Below are 25,569 nucleotides of genomic sequence, written 5' to 3'. Positions count from 1 at the left end.
CTGTCCACCGCCCTTTTCGACGCCATTTCCGCGCTGATGCCGCACCTAATGCTGGCACCCATCGCGCTGCCGCTGCTCACCGCCGCGCTGATGCTGCTGCTGCGCGAGGAGCGCCAGCGGCTCAAGCTCGGGCTCAACATCGCGTCCACCTTTCTGGGCCTGATGGTCGGCGTGGCCTTGCTGCTGTGGACCAGCCAGGCCACCGTGCCGACCACCATGGGCGTGTACCTGCCCGGCAACTGGCCCGCCCCGTTCGGCATCGTGCTGGCGCTGGACCGCCTCTCGGCCATGATGCTGGCCCTCACCAGCGCGGTGGCCCTGTGCTCCATCGTCTTCGCGGCGGCGCGCTGGCACCGCGCGGGGGTGCACTACCACCCGCTGTTCCAGTTTCAGCTGATGGGCCTGGCCGGCGCGTTCCTCACGGCCGACCTGTTCAATCTGTTCGTGTTCTTCGAGATCATGCTGGCGGCCTCCTACGGGCTGCTGCTGCACGGCTCGGGCCGCACCCGCGTGCAGGCGGGGCTGCACTACATCGCCATCAACCTGGCGGCGTCGTCGCTGTTCCTCATCGGCGTGTCCATGCTCTACGGCATCACCGGCACGCTGAACATGGCCGACCTGGCGCAGAGCATTCCCAAGGTGGCCGACGCCGACCGAGGGCTGCTGCACGCGGCAGCGGCCATTCTGGCCACGGCGTTCCTCATCAAGGCCGCGGTGTGGCCGCTGAACTTCTGGCTGGTGCCGGCCTACAGCGCCGCCACCGCGCCGGCGGGGGCGCTGTTCGCCCTGATGACCAAGGTCGGCGTGTACACCATCCTGCGGCTGTGGACGCTCATGTTCAGCAGCGAGGCCGGCCCTTCGGCCCTGTTCGGCAGCCTGTGGCTGATCGGCGGCGGCATGCTCACCATGGCGTTCGGCGGCATCGGCATGCTGGGTTCGCAGCGGCTGACCCATCTCGCGGGCTACGCGGCCATTCTGTCCTCCGGCACCTTGCTCGCGGCGGCCGGCTTCGGCCAGAACGTGCTGACCGCCAGCCTGCTGTACTACCTGCCCAGTTCCACGCTGGCGATCAGCGCGCTGTTCCTGCTGGCCGACCTGATCGACCGCTGGCGCAACGACGGCGCCACGCTCGCGCCGCACGAACGCCACGACGATGCGCCCTTCCTCACCGCCGAGCTGGTGCCTGCCGAAGGACTGAACCTGGACGAAGACGAGACGGTTCTGATCGGCCGGATCATCCCCGCCGCCGCCGCCTTCCTCGGGCTGGCGTACCTGCTGTGCACGCTGGTGGTCGCGGGGCTGCCACCGCTGTCGGGCTTCGTCGGCAAGTTCGCCATGCTGACGGCGCTGCTCAATCCGCTGGGGCTGGGGTCTTCCGCCGGCGCCCAGCCCGGCATGCCCGGCTGGACGCTGCTGGCCCTGCTGATCGTCACCGGCCTGTTCGCTCTGATCGCGCTCACCCGCACCGGCATCCGCTACTTCTGGACCACGCACGACCGGCGGCGCCCCCAGTTGCGCGTGCTGGAAGGCCTGCCGATCGCGCTGCTGCTGTCCGGGTGCATCGCCCTCACGCTGTACGCCGGCGCGGTGATGCGGTTCACCCAGGCCACGGCCGACTCGCTGCACACGCCATCCAACTACATTCGCGCGGTGATGTCGGCGCGGCCCGTGCCAGGGCCCGTCACGCCCGCCGAGCCACCTGCCCGGGAGGCGCCATGAAACGGCTGTTTCCCGCCCCGCTGCTGTCGGTGGCGCTGTTCGTGCTGTGGCTCATGCTCAACCGCTCCGTGAGCGCGGGGCAAATCGTTCTGGCGGCCTTCGTGGCGGTGGCCATTCCGGTTCTCACGCGCGGGCTGCGGCCCTTGCCGGTGCGCATCCGCCGGCCCGGCACCGTGCTGCGGCTGGTGTTCGCGGTGCTGGCGGACAGCGTGGTTTCCAACCTGCGGCTGCTGCGCCTGCTGGCCTGGCCGTCGAACCGGCCCCACCCACCGGGCTTCGTGCAGATTCCCCTGGACCTGCGGGACCCGAACGCCCTGGCCGTGCTGGCGATGATCGTGTGCATCACCCCCGGAACATCGTGGGCGGAGCTGTCGCTGGACCGCTCCATCCTCATGCTGCACGTGCTGGAGCTGGACGACAAGCAAGCCGCCATCGATCACGTCAAAACGCGCTACGAGCGCCCCCTGATGGAGATTTTCGAATCATGACGAACGGTTCCATCCTCGCCATCGCCCTGCCCATCGCCGTGTTCATGCTGGTGCTGGCCATGTCCTGTGCCTTGGCGCGAATGCTCAAAGGGCCTTCTGCCCAGGACCGCGTTCTGGCCCTGGACTGCATGTACCTGAACGGCATGCTCTGCATGCTGGTGCTGGGCATTTACTACAACAGCACGAACTACTTCGAGGCCGCGCTGCTGATCGCGCTGCTGGGCTTCGCCAGCTCCACCGCGATGGCCAAGTTTCTGCTGCGTGGCGAGGTGATCGAATGACCGCCACCACCCTGCCCCTGTGGGCCGAGATCGCCATCGCGGCCCTGGTGCTGGCCGGCTGCGGCATCGCCCTCCTGGGGTCGCTCGGGCTGCTGCGCCTGCCGACCTACTTCGAGCGGGTGCATGCGCCGTCCGTGATCGCCACGCTCGGATGCTGGTGCATCGTGCTGGCCACGCTGCTGTACTTTTCGCTGCAGGGCGAAGGGCTGGCGCTGCATGCGCTGCTGATCGGCCTGTTCGTATCGGTGACGGTGCCTGTGACCAACATCTTCCTGATGCGCGCCGCGCTGTTCCGCGCCCGCCGCGCCGGCCAGAACGTGCCCCCCAGCCTCAGCCGCCTGGTGGAGAGCACCGACCGCGACTCCTGATCGTTTGCTACTATTTTGATAGCAATATGCCATAGTGGAATATGTGCTGGAGGCCGTTTTGGCTCGAATGCGGGAACGGCGTGCGCTGGAGTGCCATGGCTGGTCACTCTGTGCAGCACTTCGAGCATTTGCTACCATTTCAATAGCGCAATGCCCTAGATGAATATGCGCTGGCGGCCTTTCTGGCACTCAGCCCAGGTCCGAGCTGCCGAAGCCACCGCCACCCGGCGTATGCACCTCGAACACATCGCCGGGCTGCATCTGCGCCTGCCCGATGTGCTCCAGCACCTCCACCCGGCCATCCGCCCGCACGACGCGGTTGATGCCGGGCTGGCCCGCTTGTCCGCCAGCCATGCCGAACGCCCCGTGGCGGCGGCCGTTGGACAGAATGCCGGCCGTCATCGGCTCCAGAAACCGCACCCGGCGCACCCCGCCGCTGCCACCCTTCCAGCGCCCGGCGCCGCCCGAGTCGGCACGAACGGCATAGCTCTCCAGCCGCACCGGAAAACGGAACTCCAGAATCTCCGGATCGGTGAGCCGCGAATTGGTCATGTGGGTCTGCACCACGCTCGTGCCGTGAAAGCCGTCCACGCGCTCGCCCGCATCGTCGAACACGCCTCCCGCGCCGCTGCCGCCCGAGATGGTTTCGTAGTACTGGTAGCGGTCGTTGCCGAAGGTGAAGTTGTTCATCGTGCACTGGCTGCCGGCCGACACGCCCAGGGCGCCGAGCAGCGCGTTGGTGATGCAGGTGGACGTTTCCACATTGCCCGCCACCACCGATGCCGGCGGCAGCGGGTTCAGCATGGAGCCCGGCGGAATGATCACCTTGAGCGGCTTGAGGCAGCCGGCGTTCAACGGAATGTCGTCGTCCACCAGCGAGCGGAACACGTACAGCACCGCGGCCATGCACACCGCCGTGGGCGCGTTGAAGTTGTTGGCCTGCTGGGGCGAAGTGCCCGTGAAGTCGATCACCGCACTGCGGGCTGCGGCATCCACCCGCACCGCGACCTGGATCTGCGCGCCGTTGTCCAGCGGCAGCGTGAACCCGCCGTTCTTCAGCCGGGCCGCCAGGCGGGTGATGGCGCGGCGCACCGACTCTTCGGCGTTGTCCTGCACATGGCCCATGTAGGCCTGCACCACGGGCAGGCCGAACTGCTGCACCATGCGGCGCAGCTCCTGCACGCCCTTTTCGTTGGCGGCGATCTGCGCCTTCAGATCGGCCAGGTTCTGCTGCGGATTGCGGCTGGGATGCTCGCCGCTTTGCAGCAGGGCGATGATCTCGGCCTCGCGCAGCACGCCCCGCTCGACCAGCCTGACGTTGTCGATCTGCACGCCCTCTTCCTCGATGCGCGTCGAAAACGGCGGCATCGACCCCGGCGTGATGCCGCCCACGTCGGCATGGTGGCCGCGGCTGCCGACATAGAACGTGGGCTCGGCCTCGTCGGCCAGATACACGGGCGTGATGACGGTGATGTCCGGCAGGTGCGTGCCGCCGTGGTAGGGGTCGTTCAGCACATACACATCGCCCGGCTGCATGCGCCCGGCGTTGTGGTGGATGACGGCCTTGATGCTCTCGCCCATCGAGCCCAGGTGCACCGGCATGTGCGGCGCGTTGGCGATCAGATGGCCTTCGGCGTCGAACAGCGCGCAACTGAAATCCAGGCGCTCCTTGATGTTCACCGAGTGCGCGGTGTTCTGCAGTTGCAGTCCCATCTGCTCGGCGATGTTCATGAAGAGGTTGTTGAACACCTCCAGCAGCACCGGGTCCACCGTGGTGCCCAGGGCGTGCCGCAGGCTGCGCGCGGTGCGGCGGTCCAGCACCAGATGGTCGAGCGCGGTCAACGCCGCCTCCCAGCCCGGCTCCACCACGGTGGTGGCGTTCTTCTCGGCAATGATGGCCGGCCCGGCGATGGCGTCGCCCGGGCGCAGGTCTTCGCGCACGACCAGGGCCGCGTCGTGCCAGGCCGGCTCGCCGTCGCTGCCCACGGTGTACATGCGCACGGTGCCGCGCCGAGGCGTTTCACGCGGCGGGTGCAGCGCGTGGCGCGGCTCGGCCGGTGCGTCGCCGGCCACCACCGCCTCGACCGACACGGCCTCCACGATCAGGGCCCGGCCCGGCATGAGGAAGGCGAAGCGCTGGCGGTAGGCCGCTTCGAACCCCGCCGTGATGGCCGCGACATCGGCAGCGGCCCGTGCATCTGGAGCGTCCGGTGCATCCGCTGCCTCGGACGAATCGGCGAACGGCACGACCAGCGCGGCGTCCGAGCCTTCATAGCGCACGTGTACCCGGCGGCGCACCGACACGGGCCCGGCGCCGTGCTGCTGCCGGGCCATCTCGGTCTCGGCCGCCGCAGCCAGCGCCTGCAACGTCTGGCCGATGCCGCCGAGCGCCTCTGGCGTCAATCGCACCTCCACGGCCTGTTCGCGGATCAGGTTCTGGTCCGCCAGGCCCATGCCGTAGGCCGACAGCACGCCCGCCAGCGGATGCACCAGCACACGCTGCATGCCCAGCGCATCGGCGACCAGGCAGGCGTGCTGCCCGCCCGCTCCGCCGAAGCACTGCAGGGTGTAGCGCGTGACGTCGTAGCCGCGTGCGACCGAAATCTTCTTGATGGCGTTGGCCATCTGCTGCACGGCGATCTGGATGAAGCCGTGCGCCACGTCGTGCGTGGGCCTGCCGGTCTGGGCGGCCAGTTCGGCGAAGCGGGCCTCGACCACCGCGGCATCGAGCGGCTCGTCTGCGCCGTGCCCGAACACGCGGGGAAAGTACGCGGGCTGGATCTTGCCGACCATCACGTTCGCATCGGTCACGGCCAGCGGCCCGCCCCGGCGGTAGCTGGCGGGGCCAGGGTTGGCGCCGGCGCTTTGCGGGCCGACCCGAAAGCGCGCGCCGTCGTAGCCCAGCAGCGAGCCGCCGCCCGCCGCCACGGTGTGGATGCCCATCATCGGGGCACGCATGCGCACGCCGGCCACCTGGGTTTCGAACTCGCGCTCGAACTCGCCGGCGTAGTGGCTCACATCGGTGGACGTGCCGCCCATGTCGAAGCCGATGACGCGCACCGCATCGCTCCTTTTCGCTGCACCTTCGCCTGCATCGTCGCCCGCTGCATCGGCCGCTGCATCGGCCGCAAAGGCCAGCTCGGCCGTGCGGGCCATTCCCACGATGCCGCCCGCGGGGCCGGACAAGATGGCGTCCTTGCCCTGGAACCGGTGCGCATCGGTCAGTCCGCCCGACGACTGCATGAAGTACAGCGGCACGCCCGGCATTTCGGCCGCGACCTGCTCCACGTAGCGGCGCAGGATGGGCGAGAGGTAGGCATCGACCACCGTGGTGTCCCCCCGGCTCACGAACTTCATCAGCGGGCTGGTGGCGTGCGACGTGCTGATCTGCGTGAAGCCCGCCTCCTGCGCGAGGCGCGCCGCCGCCTGTTCGTGCGCGGTGTAGCGGTAGCCGTGCATGAACACGATGGCCACGCTGCGCAGCCCGGCGTCGTACGCGGCCCACAGGCGCTCGCGCAGGTGCCCTTCTTCCAGCGGCTGCTCGACCTCTCCGTGGGCGCCCACGCGCTCCTGCGCTTCGATCACGCGGCTGTACAGCAACTCGGGCAGCACGATGCGGCGGTCGAACAACCGGGGCCGGTTCTGGTAGGCGATGCGCAGCGCATCGCGAAAGCCTCGGGTGGTCACCAGCAGCGTGGGCTCGCCCTTGCGCTCCAGCAGGGCATTGGTGGCCACGGTGGTGCCCATCTTCACGCACTCGACCTGCAGGGGCGACACCGCCGCGCCGGGTGCCAGGCCGAGCAGGTGGCGGATGCCGGCCACCGCCGCGTCGCGGTATTGCTCGGGGTTGTCCGACAGCAGCTTGTGCGTGACCAGGGCCCCGTCCGGGCGGCGGCCCACGACATCGGTGAAGGTGCCGCCACGATCCACCCAGAACTGCCACAGTTGCCTTGCCATGTCGATGGTTTCCTTCGCCTCGTTACGGATGAAATGCTTCGACAACAATCACGCGGGCATCACCCGCAAGGCAAGAGAACATCCACGATTGGCCGACCTTTTTCGATGATATCGTCAGCCCCGCGGGACAGGCCCCAGCCGGCGTGCCGCAGCAACCCTCCGTTCCCTTCACGGCCACCAAGGCCAGCCACATCCCCAGCGTGAAGCTGAAGTACGACTCGGCCACCGCCGCCAAGAAGAACTTCATCGACCTGCCGGCGCAAGCGCAGACCGTCATCGCATCGGTGTCGTTCCAGTACGGCGTCAACCTGGACGCCGCCACCCCGAAATTCTGGAAAGCCGTCACCGAGCAGGACTGGACCGAAGCCGTCAAACTGCTCAAGAATTTTGGAGACGTCCACCCCACACGCCGAGGCAAAGAAGCCGCCTTGCTGGAGAAAGTCAAATGAAACAGTGGACCACCCTCGCCACGGCCATGATGCTGTGCGGCACCCTGCAGGCCGCGCAGGCCGCGCAGGCCCACAACCACACCCATGACGACGCCGGCGCCCCGGCCGACGCCACCGCCACGGTGCGCGTCTCCAACCCCGAACTGCTGGCGGCGCTGAAAACCCCCAGGGTGGCGATGGAAGCCGAGCGCACGCCGCTCGCGTTCGACAATGGCGCATCGGCCAAGAACTGCCTCGAATACTCGGACCTGCTGACCAAGGGCCAGCCCGCCGAAACGACGCGCAATTTCGAGATCCGCAGCGAATACCTGCTGTGCGACAGCCTCCGGCCGATGGCTGGCAAGCCGTTTTCCGCTGAGAAGAAGGCCGCCGCAAGCGGCCAGGCCAAAGCCCTGTATGAAAAGCTCGACCTGCGGTCGTTTCCCTCCTCGCTGCGCAACCGTGCCGACGATGCGAAGCACACGTTGAAAACCCTGCTGCCCGGCACGAAGACCTCCGAAGGCGCGGCCGTCGCGGTCGAGACGCAGGAGCAGCACTTCCGCCTGGAAGTCGTCGCCACCATCGACCACGGCAAGGGTTCGCGCAAAACGCAGGAATGGATCGTGTGGGTGACCGACGAGCTGAAAAACGGCACGTACCGCTCGTACACGCAGATCGTGGTGAACCCGCCGCGCACCGCAACCGGGCCCTACACCGCAGCCGCCACGCCCCGGTAACGCCCCTTCAAGACGTCCCCAAGGACACACCGCAGGCACCCATCGCATGACGCCTTCCGCACCCACCCAGTCCTTGCTGGACCAGACCTTTCCCCGCACCTTGTTCGAATGGGTGGACCGCCTCGGACAGCCGGCATTGCGCGGGGCCCAGGTCGAAGGGTGGTTGTTCGAAGGGGCACCGGCCCGCCGCGCCGCGGAGCAGCGCCTGGCGGCCGTGGGCGTGACGGCGCGGTTTCGCAGCGCCTACAAGCCGCTGGTGCATTACTTCCTGGAAGAAGTCGATGCCGCGCAACTTGCAGCGGCCACCGTGCGCTACCCCATGCACGCCACCGGGTCGCCGGGCCGGTTCCTGCTGGAAGCCTATCCGCTGGCGGACATGCTCGCGGGCTGCGATGTGCAGTTCGAGCCCGGCGCGGACGATCTGCATTACGACGTGGCGCTGCGGTTTCGCGATGGCCGCGAAACCACCGCCCGGGTGTTCTCACCCAACCGGATGCACGCCGACCCGACGGCGCCCGAGCCTTTGCTGTCGCCCACGGGCTGGCTGCGCGTGATTCCCGCGCGCGGCGCGAACGGAGTGGGCGATGGGCACGGCGCGTCGGGTGCAGCCGGCGTGGAGGCATCGGGCCTGAGCCGGGATGGCGCGGAACCCACCGACTTCGAAGCCCTCTTCGCCCAGGCCATGCGCACGCTGCAGCAGCACCCCTGGCCGGCGCAGGAGCCCTATTTCGAACGGCTGGACATTCTTGTGGACCTGCCCGGCTTCGAGCAGCCGCTGCCCCTGCCGGACGAGTGCATGAGCCTGCACGAGGCCCTGCACGAGGACCTTTACTTTTCGCTGCTGGAGTTCTTCCAGCAGCATTCCGGCCGCCCGGCCGGCGACCGTCGCCTGCAGCCCGGGCAGATCGTGCCGGACGTTCGCCATCACGGCGTCGACCCGCGCGTGCGCATCGTGCTGCGCGCCTTCGACGTGGCTGCGCAAGATGCCAGCGGCTGGACCGACACGACGGCAGGCCAGGCCCTGGCCGACATGGGACAGGCGCCGCCGCCAGCGCGCATCGCCCAGGCCATGGAGGCGATGGGGGGCCAGCGCTTCACCGCGACCAGCCGCCAGGGCCGCACGGTGCTGGGCCTGTACCGCCCCGGCACCGATGCGCCCGTGCTGATCAGCGGCGGCCAGCATGCCAACGAAACCTCGGGCGTGGTGGGCGCACTGCGCGCGGCCGAGGTCCTGCATGCGCGGCCCGGGGCGCATTTCGCCCTCATCGCGCTGGAAAACCCCGACGGCTTCGCACTGCACCGCGAGCTGGGCGCCCACCATGCCCACCACATGCACCACGCCGCGCGCTACAGCGCCCTGGGCGACGACATCGAATACCGCGAAACCGCGCCGCTGTACGAACGCGAAGCGCGCGAGCGGGGTCTGGCGATGTCCGGCGCGCAGCTGCACATCAACCTGCACGGCTATCCGGCGCACGAATGGACCCGGCCGCTGTCCGGCTACGTGCCACGCGGCTTCGGCCTGTGGACAGTGCCCAAGGGGTTCTTTTTGATCCTGCGGCACCACCCGGGCTGGCAACGCGAGGGCCGCGAATTGCTGGAGCGCGTGAGTGCGGCACTGCTCGCGGTGCCGGGCCTGCCCGAGTACAACGCCCGCCAGATGGCGCTGTACGAACGCCATGCGGGCGCCCTGCCGTTCGAGGTGATCCATGGCACCGCGTGCACGCAATCGGAAAACCCGCGCGGCGCGCCGGTCACGCTGATCACCGAGTTTCCAGACGAGACCGTGTCCGGCGATGCGTTCCGTTTCGCGCACACCGTGCAGCAGGCTGCGGTGCTGGCGGCGGTACAGGCGTGGCAGCACATCGCTTCGGCGCGCGCCTGATTGCTGATGCTGCTGTTTTCGGGCTACATCGGCTGGTGGAGCCTGCGCAACCACGACAAGGTGCCGCCGGCCGACGCGCCCACCACCTTCCGGCAGAAGATCCGCCAGTCCGGCAATCTGATTCCGGTGGCGGTGCTCATCATCTTCATCGTGTGGGTGCTGGTGGCCGGCTATGCCACCGCCACCAAATGCGCCGCCTATGGCGTGGCCGGATCGCTCGGCCTGGCCCTGTGGAGCCGGTCGCTCACCTGGAAGAACTTCACCGAAGGGCTGATGAGCACCACGCGCACAAGCTGCATGATCATGTTCATCCTGGCCGGCGCGGCCTTCCTGACGAAGACCATGGCCTTCACCGGCATTCCGCGCGAGCTGGCCGAATGGGTCAATGCGATGAACCTGTCGCCCTTCGCGCTGATCGGCGTGCTGACCCTCGTTTACCTGGTGCTGGGCACGGTGCGGTGTGCGCCCGGGAAAGGCACCCCGCGTTTTTGCGATACTTTGCGGTAATGCTGCTCAACGTCGCCGTCATCTGCCTGGCCGCCTGCCTGGGCGCCCTCTTGCGCTGGGGCTTCGCGTCCTGGCTCAATCCCGGCAGCCTGCTGCCCTGGGGCACGCTGGCCGTGAACCTGATCGGCGGTTACCTCATCGGCATCGCGATCGCGGTGTTCACCCAGCGGCCGGACATCGACCCGGCCTGGCGGCTGCTCATCATCACCGGGTTTCTCGGTACCCTGACCACGTTCTCCAGCTTCTCCGGGGAAGTCGTCACCATGCTTTTGCAGCAGCGCTACGGCATCGCCTTCGCCACGCTGCTGCTGCATGTCGGCGGCTCCTTCGCCCTGACCTTCGCAGGCATGCGCACTGCGCTCTGGTGGGCGGCCCGCTGATCCACCATGCAACTGGCCGCCCGGCCCCGGTGCCCTCTTCTTTCTTTTGCCCACACCCTCTGAACCCATGGATTCCAATACCGAACTCAACGACAGCCGCCTGGCCAATGCCTGGGCCGAACTGAACAACCACGCCGTGAACGGCAACCCCCTGCACGCCGACGCCTACCGGCTGGCCTTCGCGGACCCTGAATTCCTGCTGCGCCGCGAAACGCGGGGCATCCGCTTTCAGCTCGAAATGCTCAAGCCCGACCTCGGGCAAACAGCCCAGGGCATCGAGAACACGGTGGTGGTGTACGGCAGCGCCCGCTTCATCGCTCCCGACGAAGCCGAGGCGCAACTGACGGACGCCGAAGCGAGCGGCGACGAAAGCCGCATCGCGCGCGCCAGGCTGGCCGTGCGCAACGCCCGCTACTACGACCTGGCGCGGCAGTTCGCGCGGGTGGTCGCAGAGCACAGCGAGCAGCAGCCCCCCGCAGACCGCATCTACGTGTGCACCGGCGGCGGTCCCGGCATCATGGAGGCGGCCAACCGCGGCGCGCACGATGTCGGCGCGCTCAACGTGGGCCTGAACATCGCCCTGCCCCACGAGCAAAGCGGCAACCGGTTCATCTCGCCGTCGCTCAGCTACAAGTTCCACTACTTCGCGCTGCGCAAGATGCACTTCATGATGCGCGCCAAGGCCCTCGTCGCCTTCCCTGGCGGCTTCGGCACGCTGGACGAATTGTTCGAAGTGCTCACGCTGGTTCAGACCGGCAAGGCCAAGCCCGTGCCGATCGTGCTGTTCGGCACCGATTTCTGGAACAAGGTCGTCAACTTCGAAGCGCTGGTGGAGCAAGGCACCATCTCGGCCGCCGACCTGAACCTGTTCCATTACACGGACGACCCCCAAGAGGCCTGGAACATCATCAAGGCGTTCTACAAGCTCTGATCGCGGCGGAAAGGCGCGTAAACATTGCGCGCACCGCCGTTGTTTCGCACAACGGGCTGGTGCATCGCATGCCAGCAGCGACCTGGCGGTGCAGTCCGAACAATGGGGACGTCTGCGTTTCTCCCCATCCATCATGACCCGCATCAACACTCCCAGTCCCGCGGCCCAGGCCACGTCCGGTCCAGCGCAGCACACGGAGGCTGAGCCCTCCAATGCGCATCGGCGCCCCAGCGCAAGGCACCCTTCTCCGCAAGGCCTGCCGCAGCGTGCGGGTGCGCAGGCTGACACACAGCAGGCTGCGCAACCGGGCCGCGCCCGCGCCGGGCTGCAGACCTTGCGGCAGACAGCGCAAGCGGTGGTCGATGGCGGCACGGGAATCGCAAGCGCCGGAGCGCGCCTCGGCACGGCCGCAGGCGCTGCGTTCCTGGCAGCACCTCTCCGGAACACCGGGATCAGCATGCTGGTGGGCGGCGCCAGTTACGCCGTGGTCAACCACCAGCTCGACAACCCATTGGAAACCCTGAGAGGGATTGGGATCGCTTCCGCGGGATGGGGATTGACGGCTGCAAGCAATTTCATGGCAGTGCTGCCGGGGGCTGTCCAAGCCGTCGCGGAGGGCGTTCGGGCCTTGCCGGGGGCCCTCCGCGCCGTGGCAGACGGCTTGCAGGCGGTGGCGGAAACCGCTGCAGCGGAAGGACGTGTACCCCAGATCTCCCAGGAACTGGCGATTGCTGCCATCAATCACGTGATGGTTTTCGGCGAGCCCGATCCCGATGACCCAGACGATCTCTCACAGGAAGTGGCCCCCCACGCCCCGCAAGTCATCGATCACCTGACAGACCTGCGAGCAGGCGCCGCATCAGAGGCGGTCCATGCCGCTGCGCTGGCATCGAACGGAAACTCGGCGCAATTGGTCCGCAACCTTCACGCCCTGGTGACTGCCGATCCCCCTGTGCTTTCAAACCGCCCCAACTCGCAGGGGGCCAGAACCAGCTAACCGGCGAGGAATCGTTCGGATTCCATCAAAGGCATGGTCAATGGGGCACCACGGAATGCGCACCATCCACGCCCAGGCGCACGGCAATCCGGGCACCGCCACCCACCACCGCTCCCACCACCCAGAAGAGCCCGGCCACCCCGATCAATGCCCCCGCCGAGCCGAACAGCACGGGCATCACCACGCTCGACCCGTTGATCGCCATGAGCCGCAGGCCGAGCGCTTCGCCATGCCGGTGCGACGGCGTGATCTGGTGCAGCATGCTCATGATCATCGGCTGCACCGAGCCCAGCGCGAACCCGAGCAGCACCGAGCACGCACCCAGTGCCCAGGCGTTGGGCAGCAACGGGTACACCGCGAACAGCACCGCCGTGATGACCATCGCCCAGGTCACGACCACGGCTTCGCGCAGGTGCGCGGCCACCAGGGGCATGAGCACGCGGATCACCGCGGCTGCGATGGCGAACGCGCCCAGGATGGTGCCGATCACCGAGGCCGACAACCCCCGCTCGTGCCCCAGCAGCGGAACCACGAAGGTGTGCACGTCCCAGCATGACGACAGCAGCCAGTTGACGATGAGCAGGCGGCGAAAACCGGGCTCGCCCAGCAGATCCCAGGCGCGTGGGCGCACGCCGCCGGCCGCGGCGATCACGGGCGGCAGTTCCACCGTGGCGCGCACCCAGAACCAGGTGGCGATGGGAAGCACCGCCATCAGCGCGAAGGCAGCGCGGTAGCCTTCGGTGCTGCCGGCAACCGGACCGGCGTGGTCGATGAGCATGCCGGCGCAAAACGGCCCGACGAAGTTGGACACGGCCGGGCCGATGGCCAGCCAGCTGAACACCTGCCGCAGCTGCGTGGATTCGTGCGCGGCCCGGCCCACATGGCGCTGCAGCGCGATGGTGGCGGCGCCGGTCGCGCCGCCCGTCATGAGGGCGGCCAGGCACAGCATGGGAAACGCGGGCCACACCAGCGCGCCTGCGGCCCCCACCACGGCCACCACCACGGCGTAGCCCACCGGGCGCTTGAGGCCATGGCGGTCGGCGTAGCGCCCGGCCGGAAGCGCCAGGAACACCTGGGTGAGCGCAAACAGCGCCAGCAGAATGCCGACCGCCGCAGCGCTGTAGCCTTCACGCAGGGCCAGCAGCGGCGCGGCCAGCCGCATGCCGGCCATGCAGGCGTGGATGCAGATCTGTCCGGCGATCAGGCGGGCGAGCGCGGCGTTCATGTCATGCGGCCTCGTCTTCGTCCGGGGCGGGGCCGGCATCCGCCGTGCCCGCGGCCTTCAGCGGGGTGGCGCCCGGCGCGGTGACCGGAGCGGGCAAGGCCTGTACATCGCGCAGCCGGCGCTGGATGGCGCGCGTTCGCACGCCGACCTCGTCGAATCGCTTGGCGGCCGCGTCGATGGATTTGCGGGTGGCCTCGACCACTTCGCCGAACTTGGCGAACTCGGTCTTCACGGCGCCGAGCAGGCCCCAGACCTCGGACGACCGCTTTTCGATCGCCAGCGTCTTGAAGCCCATCTGCAGGCTGCTGAGCATGGCGGCCAGATTGGCCGGGCCGGTGATCATGACGCGGCAGTCGTTCTGCAGCGCCTCGACGAGGCCGGGCCGGCGGATCACCTCGGCGAACAATCCTTCGGTGGGTAGGTACATCACGGCGAAGTCGGTGGTGTGCGGCGGCGATACGTATTTGGCGAAGATCTTGCGAGCCTCCAGCTTGATGGACGCCTCGAACGCATTGCCGGCGGAGAGCACCGCCAGCTTGTCGGCCGCATCGTGCGCGTCCAGCAGGCGCTGGTATTGCTCCACGGGGTATTTCGAGTCGATGGGCAGCCACACCGGCTGCTCATCGCCCCGGCCGGGCAGGCGGATGGCGAACTCCACCAGGGCATCGCTGCCGGGCACGACCTTCACGTTGCGCGCGAACTGGTCCACCGTCAGCACGTTCTCGATGATGGCTCCCAGCTGCATTTCGCCCCAGGTGCCGCGCGTCTTCACGTTGGTCATCACGCGCTTGAGGTCGCCCACGCTACCGGCCAGGGTCTGCATCTCGCCCAGGCCCTTGTGCACCTGCTCCAGCCGGTCGCTCACCAGCTTGAAGGATTCGCCCAGGCGCTGCTCCAGCGTGGCATGCAGCTTCTCGTCCACCGTGCGGCGCATCTCCTCCAGCTTGGCGGCGTTGTCGGCCTGAATGGCGGACAGGCGCTCGTTCAGCACCCCGCGCAGCGCCTCGCCGGTCTGCGTGAGTTCGGCGCGGAAGGCGCCCAGCGCCTGCACCAGTTCCTGGCGTGCGGTGACGGTGTCGGTCTGGCCGAGCGCCAGGCGCTGCTCCAGCTTGCCCTCGAAGGCGGCAAAGGCCGCCAGCAGTTCCGCGCGCCCGCTGCGGGATTCGTGCACCGCCTGCGCCAGCCGCTCGTCCACGGCCTGGCGCACGCTTTCCAGCGTGCCCTGCATGGTCTGGGTGAAGCCGCGCAACTGCTGCGCCATGCCTTCCAAAGCGCCATCGTTCTTGGCCACGGCCAGCTGCGTGGCCTGGGCCGTGGCCTCCAGCCGCTGCAGGCGCATGAGCCACTCGGGGGGCAGTTCAGCGCGCGGGCTGCGCAGCAGCAGCGCCCCCAGCATCAAGACGACGATGACCAGCAAACCCAGGACAACCAGCATTTCCAAAACCCTGCACTCCTCTTTTTGCTATTCAATTCATAGCACCACAAGCATATAAGACGGCGGCACTGGCCATATCTGCTTGAAACTTTCTTCAAAGCGCGCTGCCACTGCCGTCGCGGCGCCGGTCACGCCCGGCGTTCGTCCGGCGTGTTCACCGGCGTCAGCGGCCCCCGCCCGTCGAAGAAGGCGATCAGGTTGTCCGCCGCCAGGTTCGCCATGGCCAGCCGGGTGGGCACGCTGGCACTCGCGATGTGCGGGGTCAGCACCACGTTGGGCACGGTGAGCAGGTCCGGGTGGACACTGGGCTCGCCCTCGAACACGTCCAGGCCGGCGGCGGCGATGCGCCGATCGCGCAGCGCGGCGGCCAGGGCCGCGTCGTCCACGATGCCGCCGCGGGCGATGTTGATGAGCGTGGCGGTCGGCTTCATCTGCGCCAGTTCGGCAGCCCCGATGGCGTGGTGCGATGCGGCCGTGTAGGGCAGCACCAGCACGAGGTGATCGGCCGTGCGCAGCAACTCGTCCTTGTCCACATAGCGGGCGCCGCATTCGCTCTCCAGCGCGGGCGACAGGCGCGAACGGTTGTGATAGATCACCTTCATGCCGAACCCGTGCGCACCGCGCCGTGCGATGCCCTGCCCGATGCGGCCCATGCCCAGAATGCCCAGCGTGCTGCCGTGCACTTCGGCGCCGGCGAACATGTCGTAGCTCCACTTCGTCCACTGCCCGGCGCGCAGATAGTGCTCGCTCTCGGTCATGCGGCGCGCCGTGGCCATGAGCAGCGCAAAGCCGAAGTCGGCCGTGGTTTCCGTCAGCACGTCGGGGGTGTTGGTGCCCTGCACGCCGGCGGCAGTGAGAGCGTCCACGTCGAAGTTGTTGTAGCCCACCGCCATGTTGGCCACGATGCGCAGGTTCGGGCAACGCGCCAGCAGGCCGGCATCGATGCGCTGGCTGCCGGTGGTCAGTGCGCCGTCCTTGTCCTGCAGGCGCTCGGCCAGTTCAGCGGGCGACCACACCACGTCGTCGGGGTTGGCCTGCACGTCGAAGTGCTGCGAGAGGCGTTCGACCACTTCGGGAAAGATGGCGCGTGCCACGAGGATGCGGGGCTTGGACATGAACGAAACCTCTCAAACGAACCAGATGAAGGTGATGGCGACGAACAGCGGCACCAGAATGCCGACCGACCAGAGCATGTAGCCGAAGAAGCTGGGCATCTTCACGCCGCGCTCTTCGGCGATGGCCTTGACCATGAGGTTCGGCGCGTTGCCGATGTACGTGCAGGCGCCCATGAAAACGGCCCCGGCCGAAATGGCCGCCAGCGTGGGTGCGAGCGTGGTCATCAGAACGGCAGGGTCGCCGCCGGCGGTGTTGAAGAACACCAGATAGGTCGGCGCGTTGTCCAGGAACGCGCTCAAGAAGCCGGTGGCCCAGAAATACATGGCCGGATCGGGCGAGCCGTCGGCCCGTGTCACCGCGCTCACCACCGCGCCGAACGGCCCTTGCGTGCCTGCCTTGAGCATGGCGATCACGGGAATGATGGTCAGGAAGATGCCTGCGAACAGCTTGGCCACCTCCTGCATCGGGCCCCAGCTGAACTGGTTGTCGGCATGCACCTGGCGCGGCGTGAGCGAGAGCGACGCGGCGATCACGGCGAGCAGCCCCAGGTCGCGCACCAGGCCCGGCAGGCCCACGGGAGTGCCCGCAATGCTCCAGGCCACCGGCGACTTCCAGAAACCGCTGAGCAGCACCAGTGCGACGACGATGCCCAGCAATGCGAAGTTGACCTTGCCGTCGAATCCGATCGATCGCGAATCGGGCGTGGGATCGACCGGTAGCCGTTCTTCGCGCCGGTGGTAGTACCAGTGGTCGAGCCCGTAGAAGATGGCCAGCAGGCTGCCGATGAGGAACAGCGTTTCCTGGTAGATATGGCCCACCGTCCAGAAGAAATCCACGCCTTTCAGAAAGCCGAGGAACAGCGGCGGGTCGCCCAGCGGCGTGAGCGATCCCCCCGCGTTGGAGACGATGAAGATGAAGAACACGACGACATGCGCCACGTGCTTGCGGTTGTCGTTGGCGCGCACCAGCGGGCGGATGAGCAGCATCGACGCCCCGGTCGTGCCCATGAAGCTCGCCAGCACCGCACCGATCGCCAGGATGGCCGTGTTCAGGCCGGGACTGCCGTGCAGGTTGCCGCGCACATGGATGCCGCCCGCCACGGTGAACAGCGCGGCCAGCAGGATGACGAAAGGAATGTATTCCGCCAGCAGCGCGTGGACCAGGCTGACCCCTGCGGCCCCCAATCCGAAGACCGCAGCGAACGGCACCAGAAACGCCAGCGCCCAGGCGGCCGCGACCTTGCCGAAATGGTGGTGCCAGAACACGGGCGCAAACAGCGGCACCAGCGCGATCGACAGCAGGATGCCCGCGAACGGCACGCCCCAAAGCACCGACAAAGTGCTCCCGTCGATCTCTGCGGCCTGCGCGAGACCGGGCAGCAGGCCGGCGGCGATCAGAAATACCCAGCGGGAAATGGCCATGGCGTCAAAAGTCTCCGTTGCAGGTTGTTGTGGAAAGGCGGGTCGATCCAAGCCCGTGCGGTGCGGCCCGCGCCCGCGCCTCAGTCCGGCGGTCGCCCTCACTGCGGCGCAGGAATCTCGAACACCTGGCGCAGGTACGCCAGATACTTCTCGTCGTCGCACATGCCCTTGCCGGGGGTGTCCGACAGCTTGGCCACCGGCTGGCCGTTGCAGCGCGTCATCTTGATCACCACCTGCAGCGGCTCGCAACCCACGTCGTTGGTGAGGTTCGTGCCGATCCCGAACGCCAGTTGGCAGCGCCCGCGGAACTGCTGGTACAGCTCGATGGTGCGCGGCACCGTGAGCGCGTCGCTGAAGATCAGCGTCTTGGTCAGCGGATCGACGCGGTTGCGGCGGTAGTGGTCGAGCAGGCGCTCGCCCCACGCGAACGGGTCGCCGCTGTCGTGGCGCGCACCGTCGAAGAGCTTGCAAAAGTACATGTCGAAGTCGCGCAGGAAGGCGCTCATGCCGTACACGTCCGACAGGGCGATGCCCAGGTCGCCGCGGTATTCCTTGGCCCACATCTCGAAGCCGAAGATCTGGCTGTCGCGAAGGCGCGGGCCCAGCGCCTGGCAGGCCTGCAGGTACTCGTGCGCCATGGTGCCCAGCGGCGTCACGCCCAGCTTCATGGCATAGAGCACATTGCTGGTGCCGGCGAACTGCCCCGGCCCCGGGAGCGCGCCCGAAGCGCGCCGGTCCCCCGTGCCCAGGCGGGCGCAGAGCACGCGCAGCACCTCTTCGTGCCAGGCGCGGCTGAAGCGCCGGCGGGTGCCGTAGTCTGCGATCTTGAGGTCGCCCAGGCCATCGGCCTGCAGCAGCGCGATCTTGGCGTCGAGCCGGCGGCGGCCCTCGGGAAAGTCGGGCACCTTCTGCGTATTGCGAAAGTACACCTCGTTCACGATGGCCAGTACCGGCACCTCGAACAGGATGGTGTGCAGCCAGGGCCCGGTGATCGTGATGTCGATCTCGCCCGATGGCAGCGGGCTGACGGTGATGTATTTTTCGTTGAGCTTGAAGAGCCCGAGGAAGTCCACGAAGTCGCTTTTGATGAAGCGCATCGACCGCAGGTAGGCCAGCTCGGCATCCTGAAAGTGCAGGCTGCACAGCGACCGGATTTCCTCACGGATCTCGCTCACGAACGGCACCAGTTGCACGCCGGGATTGCGGCAGCGAAAGCGGTATTCCACCTGGGCGCCGGGAAACTGGTGCAGCACCACCTGCATCATGGTGAACTTGTAGAGGTCGGTGTCGAGCAGGCTGGTGATGATCATGGTGAAAGCGGCCGTGGCGGGCCGGCTGGGCATCTGCGGTGGACGGCAGCGGCGCACCGTCGGGCGACATTGTGTCATCAAGGGCGCCCCATCGCAGAGCGTGCCGCTGGTCCGGTTCTTGCGCTGCGCATGGGCCGCCGCACCTCAGGGCGGGGTGCATCCACCTCACTCCATCGCGCACATGTCGCACGACGGAATGTGGCTGGCCAGCCAGTGCCCTCGCAGCGCGTATGCTCAATGCGCCGCAGAGACGACGGCACATCCTTCTTCAAAAACAAAGGTATTTCAATGCGCCATTCCCGCCCGCCCACCACACCTTCCAACGCGCGCGCCGTGTGGCGCTACACCGCCACCCTCACGGCGGCCCTGCTGGTCCTCGCAGGCTGCGGCGGCGGTGGTGGCGGTGGTGGCGGTGGTGGCGGCAGTGGCAGCGCACTGGGCCCGGGCCAGGATTCGGCCTGCGCCGTGGTGAGCGACGGCGGCTCGGTCACGGTCGGCTCCGGACTGCCGGGCGATCCCGCAGCGCCCGAGCCGGCCTCCGGCTACAAGGTGGGCAAGACTGCGGTCTATGCCAAGCAGTACATGGTGAGCACGGCCAACCCGCTGGCGTCGCGCGCAGGCTGCGAAGTGCTGCGCCAGGGCGGCTCCGCGGTCGATGCGGCCGTGGCGGTGCAGATGGTGCTCGGGCTGGTCGAGCCACAGTCTTCGGGACTGGGCGGCGGCGCCTTCATGCTGCACTACGATGCGGCGGCCAAGAAAGTGCAGGCCTACGATGGCCGCGAAACCGCGCCCGCGGCGGCGACGGAAAACTACCTGCGCTGGGTGAGCGACAGCGACCGCACCCTGCCCCAGCCCGGCGGGGCTCGCGCCAGCGGCCGGTCCATCGGCACGCCCGGTGCGGTGCGCATGCTGGAGATGGCCCACCAGGACCACGGCAAGCTCAAGTGGAGCGAGCTGTTCCAGCCCGCCTCCAAGCTGGCCTCCGACGGCTTTCAGATCAGCGGCCGCATGGCCAGCGCCATTGCCGGCGCCACGGGCGGCCTGTCGCGCGACCCTGAAGCCGTCGCCTATTTCTTCAATGCCGACGGCACCCCCAAGGGCCTGGGCACGCTGATCAAGAACCCCGCCTACGCCACCACGCTGAACACCATCGCCGGTGGCGGCGCCGACGCGTTCTACACCGGCCCGGTGGCGCAAGGCATCGTGAACAAGATCAAGGTCACCAGCGGCGGCACGCCCACCGTGGCGATCACCCCCGGCCTGACCGAGATGAGCGATCTGGCCAACTACCGCGCCAAGCGCCGCGACCCGGTCTGCACCACCTACCGCGACTACTGGGTGTGCGGCATGTCGCCACCGTCGTCCGGCGGCATCGCCGTGGCCTCGGCGCTCGGCATTCTGGAAAACTTCAACCTCGCGAACTACAAGCCCACGGCCATCGACATCGAAGGCGGCAAGCCTTCGGTGATGGGCGTGCACCTGGTGAGCGAGGCCGAGCGCCTGGCCTATGCCGACCGCGACAAGTACATCGCCGACACCGACTTCGTGTCGCTGCCCGGCGGCTCGCCAGCCGCCATGCTGGACAAGACCTACCTGCGCAACCGCGCGGGCCTGATCAGCATGACCAAGAGCATGGGCACGGCAGTGGCCGGCGACCTGAGCAACAAGCCCGCTGGCGTGAGCCTGATCGACGAGAAGGGCACGACGCACTTCACCATCGTGGACAAGCAGGGCAACGCCGTGGTGATGACCACCACGGTGGAAGCCGGCATGGGTTCGTTCCACATGACGCAGGGCTTTCTGCTGAACAACCAGTTGACCGACTTCTCGGCCACGCCGACCGACAGCACCGGCGCCGTGGTGGCGAACCGGGTCGAAGCCGGCAAGCGGCCGCGCAGCTCGATGGCACCCACGCTGGTGTTCAAGAAGGCGGCCGATGGCAGCATGGGCGACTTCCTGATGGGCACCGGCTCGCCAGGCGGCGGCACCATCATCCAGTACGTGGTGAAGACCGTGGTCGGCGCGCTCGACTGGGGCCTGGATGCGCAGCAGGCCACCTCGCTGGTGGACTTCGGCGCCAGCAACAGCCCCACGACGTCGCTGGGCGGTGAGCACCCGGCCATCAACAGCGCCAACGGCGGCAACGACGATCCGCTGATCACCGGCCTGCGGGCACTGGGCCACACCGTATCCACCTCGGCGCAGTCGAGCGGCACCAGCACCATCATCCGCGTGCAACGCAATGGCGAAAGCGTGCTGCAGGGCGGCGCCGATCCACGCCGTGAAGGCGTGGTCCTGGGCGACACCTACAAGCCCTGATCCCCTGGCGGAGGCGGAGAACGGCCTGCCAGGACGGCTCTCCTGCAAGCCATAGAGATAGAGCACCGGCCGCGCAAGCGCGCCGGTGCTTTTTTCATGGGCCGCTCAATCCCGGGGAATGTGCAGGGGCGCGAGCGCGTCCTTCAACCGCTGCGGCAGCGGGCGGGGCCGGCGGTCCTCACGGCCCACATACACATGCACGAAGTGCCCGCCTGCCGCCGACTCGGCCGCGCCCTGGGCGAACAGCCCGACTTCGTAGCGCACGCTGGAATTTCCCAAGTGCGCCACGCGAATGCCGGCCTCGACCGTCTGGGGAAATGCCAGCGGGGCGAAATAATGGCATTGGGTTTCCACCACCAGGCCAATCGTCTCGCCCGAGTGGATATCCAGCGCGCCCTGCTCGATCAAATAAGCATTGACGGCGGTATCGAACCAGCTGTAATAAATCACATTATTCACGTGGCCATAGGCGTCGTTATCGGCCCAGCGCGTGGTAATCGTGCGGAAGACGGAATAGGCAGAGCGCGGCTCAGGCGCACGGCGGGGCGGCGCAGTCAAAGGCGGAGCATTCATGGGCGCAAATTCTGCCAGCGGGGCTTTCTGTTTGATGTGCCTCATGCGACGACCGTTTTTGGTAATGCACTCTAATCATGTTGCAACGCAGCAAAATCGCTTGATTCCTGTTCTCAACGGCCTAGAATCCCATCCATGCTGCACTGCAACATGACTCACGGGTCACGACAGCGCAGATGTCTCAACCCTTTGTCCCTCGCGGACCCATCAATAGGAGATACACCATGTCGCTGACCCCAGAACAACTCATCGCATCCCACAAGGCCCATTTGGAAACCCTGTTCGGCCTGACGAACAAGGCCTTCGAAGGCATGGAAAAGCTGGTCGAGCTGAACGTGACCGCCTCCCGTGCCGCCCTGGCCGAAGTCGCCACGCACACGCAAGCCGTGTTGAGCGTGAAGGATGCACAAGAGCTGCTGTCCCTGCAGTCCAGCCTGTTCCAGCCCCTGGCTGAAAAGACCGCCGCCTACAACCGCCACCTGTACGACATCGCATCGAGCACCAGCGCTGAATTCGGCCGCACGTTCGAAGCCCAGGCCTCCGAAGCCCAGCGCAACTTCAGCAACCTGGTGGACACCGCCGCCAAGAACGCCCCCGCTGGCTCCGAAACCAGCGTGGCCGTGTTCAAGAGCGCCGTCTCCGCAGCCAACAACGCTTTCGAATCCGTGCAAAAGGCCGTGAAGCAAGCCAGCGATGTCGCTGAAGCCAACTTCAACGCCGTGGCCAACACGGCCGCCAACGCCGCTGCCAAGTCGGCCGCCGCCGTGCAGCAGCGCAAGCGCTAAAAAGTTGTCTCCTTGGATCTCTCGAGAACGGTTTCAGGGATCCAATTCAAAGCCCGGTTTCTACCGGGCTTTTTTTTGCCCGTAGATTCCCGGCCCCAGTCCAGTCCCAGGCGCCGGCATGGCGCAACGTCCGCATCCATGCAAACCACTGACAACGTCCTTGCGCTGCTGAAAGCCCTCGAAGTCGAGCTGCACACCCCGGAGACTCGCGGCAATCCGGCAAGGCTGGGCGCACTCCTGCACGACGGCTTTCGCGAGTTCGGCCGGTCGGGCGGCACCTATGCCAAGGCAGACGTCCTGTCGCAACTGCCGGCGCTGCCGCAGGGCCCAGCCCTCACCACCCTGCTCGCGGACCGCTTCGAGATCACGCTTTTGAGCGATGCCGTCGCTCTGCTCACTTACCGCTCGGTGCACCGGCTGGCCGATGGAGCCTTCGACCGCTGGACGCTGCGCACCTCGATCTGGGAGCGCTTGCCACTCGGCTGGCAGATGCGCTTTCACCAGGGAACGCCCACCGCGCCGTTCGATCCGGATGCGTGAGCGACTCGGGCAGGGGTCTCTTCTCTCCTCTTCTCTTCTCGTCCAGGCACGGCACGGCACGGCACGGCCAGCATTCACACTGGCATGGACGGGCCGAGACCCTGCGATAAACCTGCGATTCCTCAGGCCATACTTAAGAATCATTCTCGTTGGCCCTATCATCGCCCGGTTTCCACATTCAAAGAGACCGCATCCATGTCGAAGTCCATGAAAGCCGTTTTGGCGGCCTGCCTTTTCGCCGCAGCCGGCGCCGCGTCCGCCCAGGATCAGGTGGTCAACCTGTACTCCGCGCGCCACTACGCCACCGATGAAGCGCTGTACACCGGCTTCACCAAGGCCACGGGCATCAAGGTGAACCGCGTGGACGCCGACGACGCCGGCATCATGGCCCGCCTGAAGGCGGAGGGCACGGCCTCACCCGCCGACGTGATCCTGCTGGTGGATGCGGCCCGGCTGTACCGTGGCGAGGTCGATGGGCTGTTCCTGCCCATTCGCTCCAAGGTGCTGGAAGACACCATTCCGTCCAACCTGCGCGCCAAGCCCGCGGCCGATGGCGGCATCGCATGGTTCGGCCTGTCCACCCGTGCCCGCGTGATCGTGTACAACAAGGACAAGGTCAGCAAGGAAGACGTGGACACCTACGAAGAGCTGGGCGACCCCAAGAACAAGGGCAAGGTCTGCATCCGCTCCGGCTCGCACCCCTACAACCTGAGCCTGTTCGGCGCCGTGACCGAGCACATGGGCGAGCAAAAGGCCGAGGCCTGGCTCAAGGGCGTGGCCGGCAACCTGGCACGCCCACCCAAGGGCGGGGACACCGACCAGATCAAGGCCGTGGCGTCGGGCGAGTGCGATATCGCCGTGACCAACAGCTACTACCTCGCCCGCATCATGCGTTCGGAAAAGCCCGAGGACAAAGCCATCGCCGGCAAGGTGTCGGTGGTGTTCCCCAACCAGCAATCGTGGGGCACGCACATGAACATCGCCGGTGGCGCCGTGGCGCGCAACACCAAGAACCAGGCCAACGCGGTCAAGTTCCTGGAATACCTGGCCAGCCCCGAAGCGCAGAACTACTTCGCCAACGGCAACAACGAATGGCCCGCCGCCAAGGGCGTGGACACGGCCAACCCCGCGTTGAAGGCCATGACGGACGGCAAGCCCTTCAAGAGCGAAACCATTCCGATCAGCGCCGTGGGCGAGCACATGACGAAGGTGCAGCAGATGCTGGACCGCGTGAACTTCCAGTAAGCCGCACGCCTCGCCTCCCCCCTGCAAAAAGCCCGGTTCGCCGGGCTTTTTCGCGTCCGGTGCTTCGGCCATAATTGACGTTTACGTTAACGTAATTCACATCGAGGAGTCAATTCCCATGGACATCCAAGGCAAGGTATTCATCGTCACCGGCGGCGCGTCCGGCCTGGGCGAAGGCACGGCACGCAAGCTGACCACGCAGGGCGGCAAGGTCGTGATCGCCGACATGCAGGCCGACAAGGGCGAGGCCGTGGCCCGCGACATCGGCGGCGCCTTCGTGAAGTGCGACGTGAGCCAGGAAGCCGATGGCCAGGCCGTGGTGGCCAAGGCCGTGTCCCTGGGCAAGCTGATGGGCCTGGTCAACTGCGCGGGCATCGCCCCCGCCGAGAAGACCGTGGGCAAGAACGGCGCGCACGCCCTGCCGCTGTTCACCAAGGCCATCACGGTGAACCTGATCGGCAGCTTCAACATGATCCGCCTGGCCGCCGAAGCCATGGCCAAGAACGAGCCCGAAGCCACCGGCGAGCGCGGCGTGATGATTTCCACCGCCAGCGTGGCGGCCTACGACGGCCAGATCGGCCAGGCGGCCTACGCGGCTTCGAAGGGCGGGATCGTGGGCATGACGCTGCCGATCGCACGCGATCTGGCGCGCAACGGCATCCGCAACATGACCATCGCCCCCGGCATCTTCGGCACGCCCATGCTGTTCGGCATGCCGCAGGAAGTGCAGGATGCGCTGGCGGCCGGCGTTCCGTTCCCCAGCCGCCTGGGCACGCCCGAAGACTACGCGCGCCTGGTGCAGCACATCTTCGAGAACGACATGCTCAACGGCGAGGTGATCCGCCTGGACGGCGCGATCCGCCTGGCGCCGCGCCGATCAACAGTTTGCTATTTAAATAATAGCAACACCCCCTAGAGGAAT

At 67.3% G+C, this 25,569-nt stretch carries 22 protein-coding genes and 1 pseudogene; 16 read left to right on the top strand and 7 right to left on the bottom strand.

Annotation, left to right across the window (positions count from 1 at the left end; all coding sequences use genetic code 11):
- Window positions 1-36 precede the first annotated feature (36 nt).
- Genes AVHM3334_RS15660 through mnhG form a run of 4 tightly spaced genes read left to right on the top strand, consistent with a single transcriptional unit; the run spans window position 37 to window position 2,856 of the window.
- Complete coding sequence (locus AVHM3334_RS15660; RefSeq protein ID WP_284413808.1) at window positions 37-1,719, top strand: monovalent cation/H+ antiporter subunit D; 1,683 nt, start codon at window positions 37-39, stop codon at window positions 1,717-1,719.
- Window positions 1,716-2,207, top strand: a complete 492-nt coding sequence (locus tag AVHM3334_RS15655; RefSeq protein ID WP_284413762.1) for a Na+/H+ antiporter subunit E — start codon at window positions 1,716-1,718, stop codon at window positions 2,205-2,207. The genes AVHM3334_RS15660 and AVHM3334_RS15655 overlap by 4 nt, the downstream gene beginning before the upstream one ends.
- Entirely contained in the window at window positions 2,204-2,488 is a 285-nt protein-coding gene (locus AVHM3334_RS15650; protein ID WP_284413761.1) for a K+/H+ antiporter subunit F, read from the top strand. Before AVHM3334_RS15655 ends, AVHM3334_RS15650 begins: the two co-directional genes overlap by 4 nt.
- Window positions 2,485-2,856, top strand: a complete 372-nt coding sequence (mnhG, locus tag AVHM3334_RS15645) for a monovalent cation/H(+) antiporter subunit G (protein WP_284413759.1) — start codon at window positions 2,485-2,487, stop codon at window positions 2,854-2,856. The genes AVHM3334_RS15650 and mnhG overlap by 4 nt, the downstream gene beginning before the upstream one ends.
- A 189-nt stretch (window positions 2,857-3,045) precedes the next feature.
- Here the strand turns inward: mnhG and AVHM3334_RS15640 are convergent, their stop codons facing one another.
- Entirely contained in the window at window positions 3,046-6,813 is a 3,768-nt protein-coding gene (locus AVHM3334_RS15640) for a hydantoinase B/oxoprolinase family protein (RefSeq protein ID WP_284413757.1), read from the bottom strand.
- Window positions 6,814-6,956: 143 nt separating this feature from the next.
- Here AVHM3334_RS15640 and AVHM3334_RS15635 point away from each other — a divergent pair, with 143 nt between their 5' ends.
- The 7 genes and pseudogenes from AVHM3334_RS15635 (at window position 6,957) to AVHM3334_RS15605 (ending at window position 12,678) form a co-directional block, all read left to right on the top strand.
- The gene (locus tag AVHM3334_RS15635; RefSeq protein ID WP_284413756.1) at window positions 6,957-7,262 is read left to right on the top strand and encodes a pesticin C-terminus-like muramidase; all 306 of its coding nucleotides are present in this window, start codon (window positions 6,957-6,959) and stop codon (window positions 7,260-7,262) included.
- On the top strand, window positions 7,259-7,978 hold the full coding sequence (locus AVHM3334_RS15630) for a hypothetical protein (RefSeq protein WP_284413754.1): 720 nt from the start codon (window positions 7,259-7,261) through the stop codon (window positions 7,976-7,978). Before AVHM3334_RS15635 ends, AVHM3334_RS15630 begins: the two co-directional genes overlap by 4 nt.
- A gap of 46 nt (window positions 7,979-8,024) precedes the next feature.
- Entirely contained in the window at window positions 8,025-9,863 is a 1,839-nt protein-coding gene (locus AVHM3334_RS15625; RefSeq protein WP_284413752.1) for a M14 family metallopeptidase, read from the top strand.
- A pseudogene (locus tag AVHM3334_RS15620) lies at window positions 9,864-10,316 on the top strand (TRAP transporter large permease subunit); the annotation flags it as partial.
- Window positions 10,317-10,369: 53 nt separating this feature from the next.
- A complete protein-coding gene (gene crcB / locus AVHM3334_RS15615; protein ID WP_284413750.1) occupies window positions 10,370-10,750 on the top strand; it encodes a fluoride efflux transporter CrcB in 381 nt (126 codons plus the stop codon).
- A gap of 67 nt (window positions 10,751-10,817) precedes the next feature.
- Window positions 10,818-11,681, top strand: a complete 864-nt coding sequence (locus AVHM3334_RS15610; protein WP_284413748.1) for an LOG family protein — start codon at window positions 10,818-10,820, stop codon at window positions 11,679-11,681.
- A 133-nt stretch (window positions 11,682-11,814) separates the two neighbouring features.
- A complete protein-coding gene (locus AVHM3334_RS15605; RefSeq protein ID WP_284413746.1) occupies window positions 11,815-12,678 on the top strand; it encodes a hypothetical protein in 864 nt (287 codons plus the stop codon).
- A gap of 37 nt (window positions 12,679-12,715) precedes the next feature.
- Here AVHM3334_RS15605 and AVHM3334_RS15600 read toward each other — a convergent pair whose 3' ends face one another.
- The 5 genes from AVHM3334_RS15600 to pncB form a co-directional block, all read right to left on the bottom strand.
- On the bottom strand, window positions 12,716-13,903 hold the full coding sequence (locus AVHM3334_RS15600) for an MFS transporter (protein WP_284413743.1): 1,188 nt from the start codon (window positions 13,901-13,903) through the stop codon (window positions 12,716-12,718).
- A gap of 1 nt (window position 13,904) precedes the next feature.
- Window positions 13,905-15,338, bottom strand: a complete 1,434-nt coding sequence (locus AVHM3334_RS15595; RefSeq protein WP_502869922.1) for a DNA recombination protein RmuC — start codon at window positions 15,336-15,338, stop codon at window positions 13,905-13,907.
- Between the two features lie 128 nt (window positions 15,339-15,466).
- The gene (locus AVHM3334_RS15590) at window positions 15,467-16,453 is read right to left on the bottom strand and encodes a 2-hydroxyacid dehydrogenase (RefSeq protein ID WP_284413741.1); all 987 of its coding nucleotides are present in this window, start codon (window positions 16,451-16,453) and stop codon (window positions 15,467-15,469) included.
- Window positions 16,454-16,465: 12 nt separating this feature from the next.
- Window positions 16,466-17,875: a sodium:proton antiporter gene (locus AVHM3334_RS15585; RefSeq protein WP_284413739.1), complete on the bottom strand. Its 1,410-nt coding sequence runs from the start codon at window positions 17,873-17,875 to the stop codon at window positions 16,466-16,468.
- Between the two features lie 98 nt (window positions 17,876-17,973).
- The gene (gene pncB, locus AVHM3334_RS15580; protein WP_284413737.1) at window positions 17,974-19,185 is read right to left on the bottom strand and encodes a nicotinate phosphoribosyltransferase; all 1,212 of its coding nucleotides are present in this window, start codon (window positions 19,183-19,185) and stop codon (window positions 17,974-17,976) included.
- A 288-nt stretch (window positions 19,186-19,473) separates the two neighbouring features.
- Between pncB and ggt the strand changes: the two genes are divergently transcribed.
- Window positions 19,474-21,504, top strand: a complete 2,031-nt coding sequence (gene ggt / locus AVHM3334_RS15575) for a gamma-glutamyltransferase (protein WP_284413735.1) — start codon at window positions 19,474-19,476, stop codon at window positions 21,502-21,504.
- Window positions 21,505-21,609: 105 nt separating this feature from the next.
- Here the strand turns inward: ggt and AVHM3334_RS15570 are convergent, their stop codons facing one another.
- Window positions 21,610-22,077, bottom strand: coding sequence for an acyl-CoA thioesterase (locus AVHM3334_RS15570; RefSeq protein WP_349816625.1), 468 nt, complete (start codon window positions 22,075-22,077; stop codon window positions 21,610-21,612).
- A gap of 224 nt (window positions 22,078-22,301) precedes the next feature.
- On the opposite strand from AVHM3334_RS15570, the gene AVHM3334_RS15565 reads away from it, so the two are divergent.
- The 4 genes from AVHM3334_RS15565 (at window position 22,302) to AVHM3334_RS15550 (ending at window position 25,563) form a co-directional block, all read left to right on the top strand.
- Window positions 22,302-22,862 (top strand): phasin family protein, encoded by a 561-nt coding sequence (locus AVHM3334_RS15565; RefSeq protein WP_284413732.1) that lies wholly within the window; start codon window positions 22,302-22,304, stop codon window positions 22,860-22,862.
- Between the two features lie 138 nt (window positions 22,863-23,000).
- Window positions 23,001-23,402 (top strand): nuclear transport factor 2 family protein, encoded by a 402-nt coding sequence (locus AVHM3334_RS15560; RefSeq protein WP_284413730.1) that lies wholly within the window; start codon window positions 23,001-23,003, stop codon window positions 23,400-23,402.
- 195 nt (window positions 23,403-23,597) lie between these two features.
- Window positions 23,598-24,647 carry an extracellular solute-binding protein gene (locus AVHM3334_RS15555; RefSeq protein WP_284413727.1) on the top strand — a complete coding sequence of 350 codons (1,050 nt, stop codon included), beginning with the start codon at window positions 23,598-23,600 and terminating at the stop codon, window positions 24,645-24,647.
- A 118-nt stretch (window positions 24,648-24,765) separates the two neighbouring features.
- Window positions 24,766-25,563 (top strand): 3-hydroxyacyl-CoA dehydrogenase, encoded by a 798-nt coding sequence (locus AVHM3334_RS15550; RefSeq protein WP_284413725.1) that lies wholly within the window; start codon window positions 24,766-24,768, stop codon window positions 25,561-25,563.
- Window positions 25,564-25,569: the final 6 nt, after the last annotated feature.

Source organism: Acidovorax sp. SUPP3334 (assembly GCF_030159055.1).
Taxonomy (GTDB): domain Bacteria; phylum Pseudomonadota; class Gammaproteobacteria; order Burkholderiales; family Burkholderiaceae_C; genus Paracidovorax.
The sequence above is the reverse complement of the archived record's forward strand: the minus strand, read 5'-3'. Positions and strand labels throughout refer to the sequence as shown.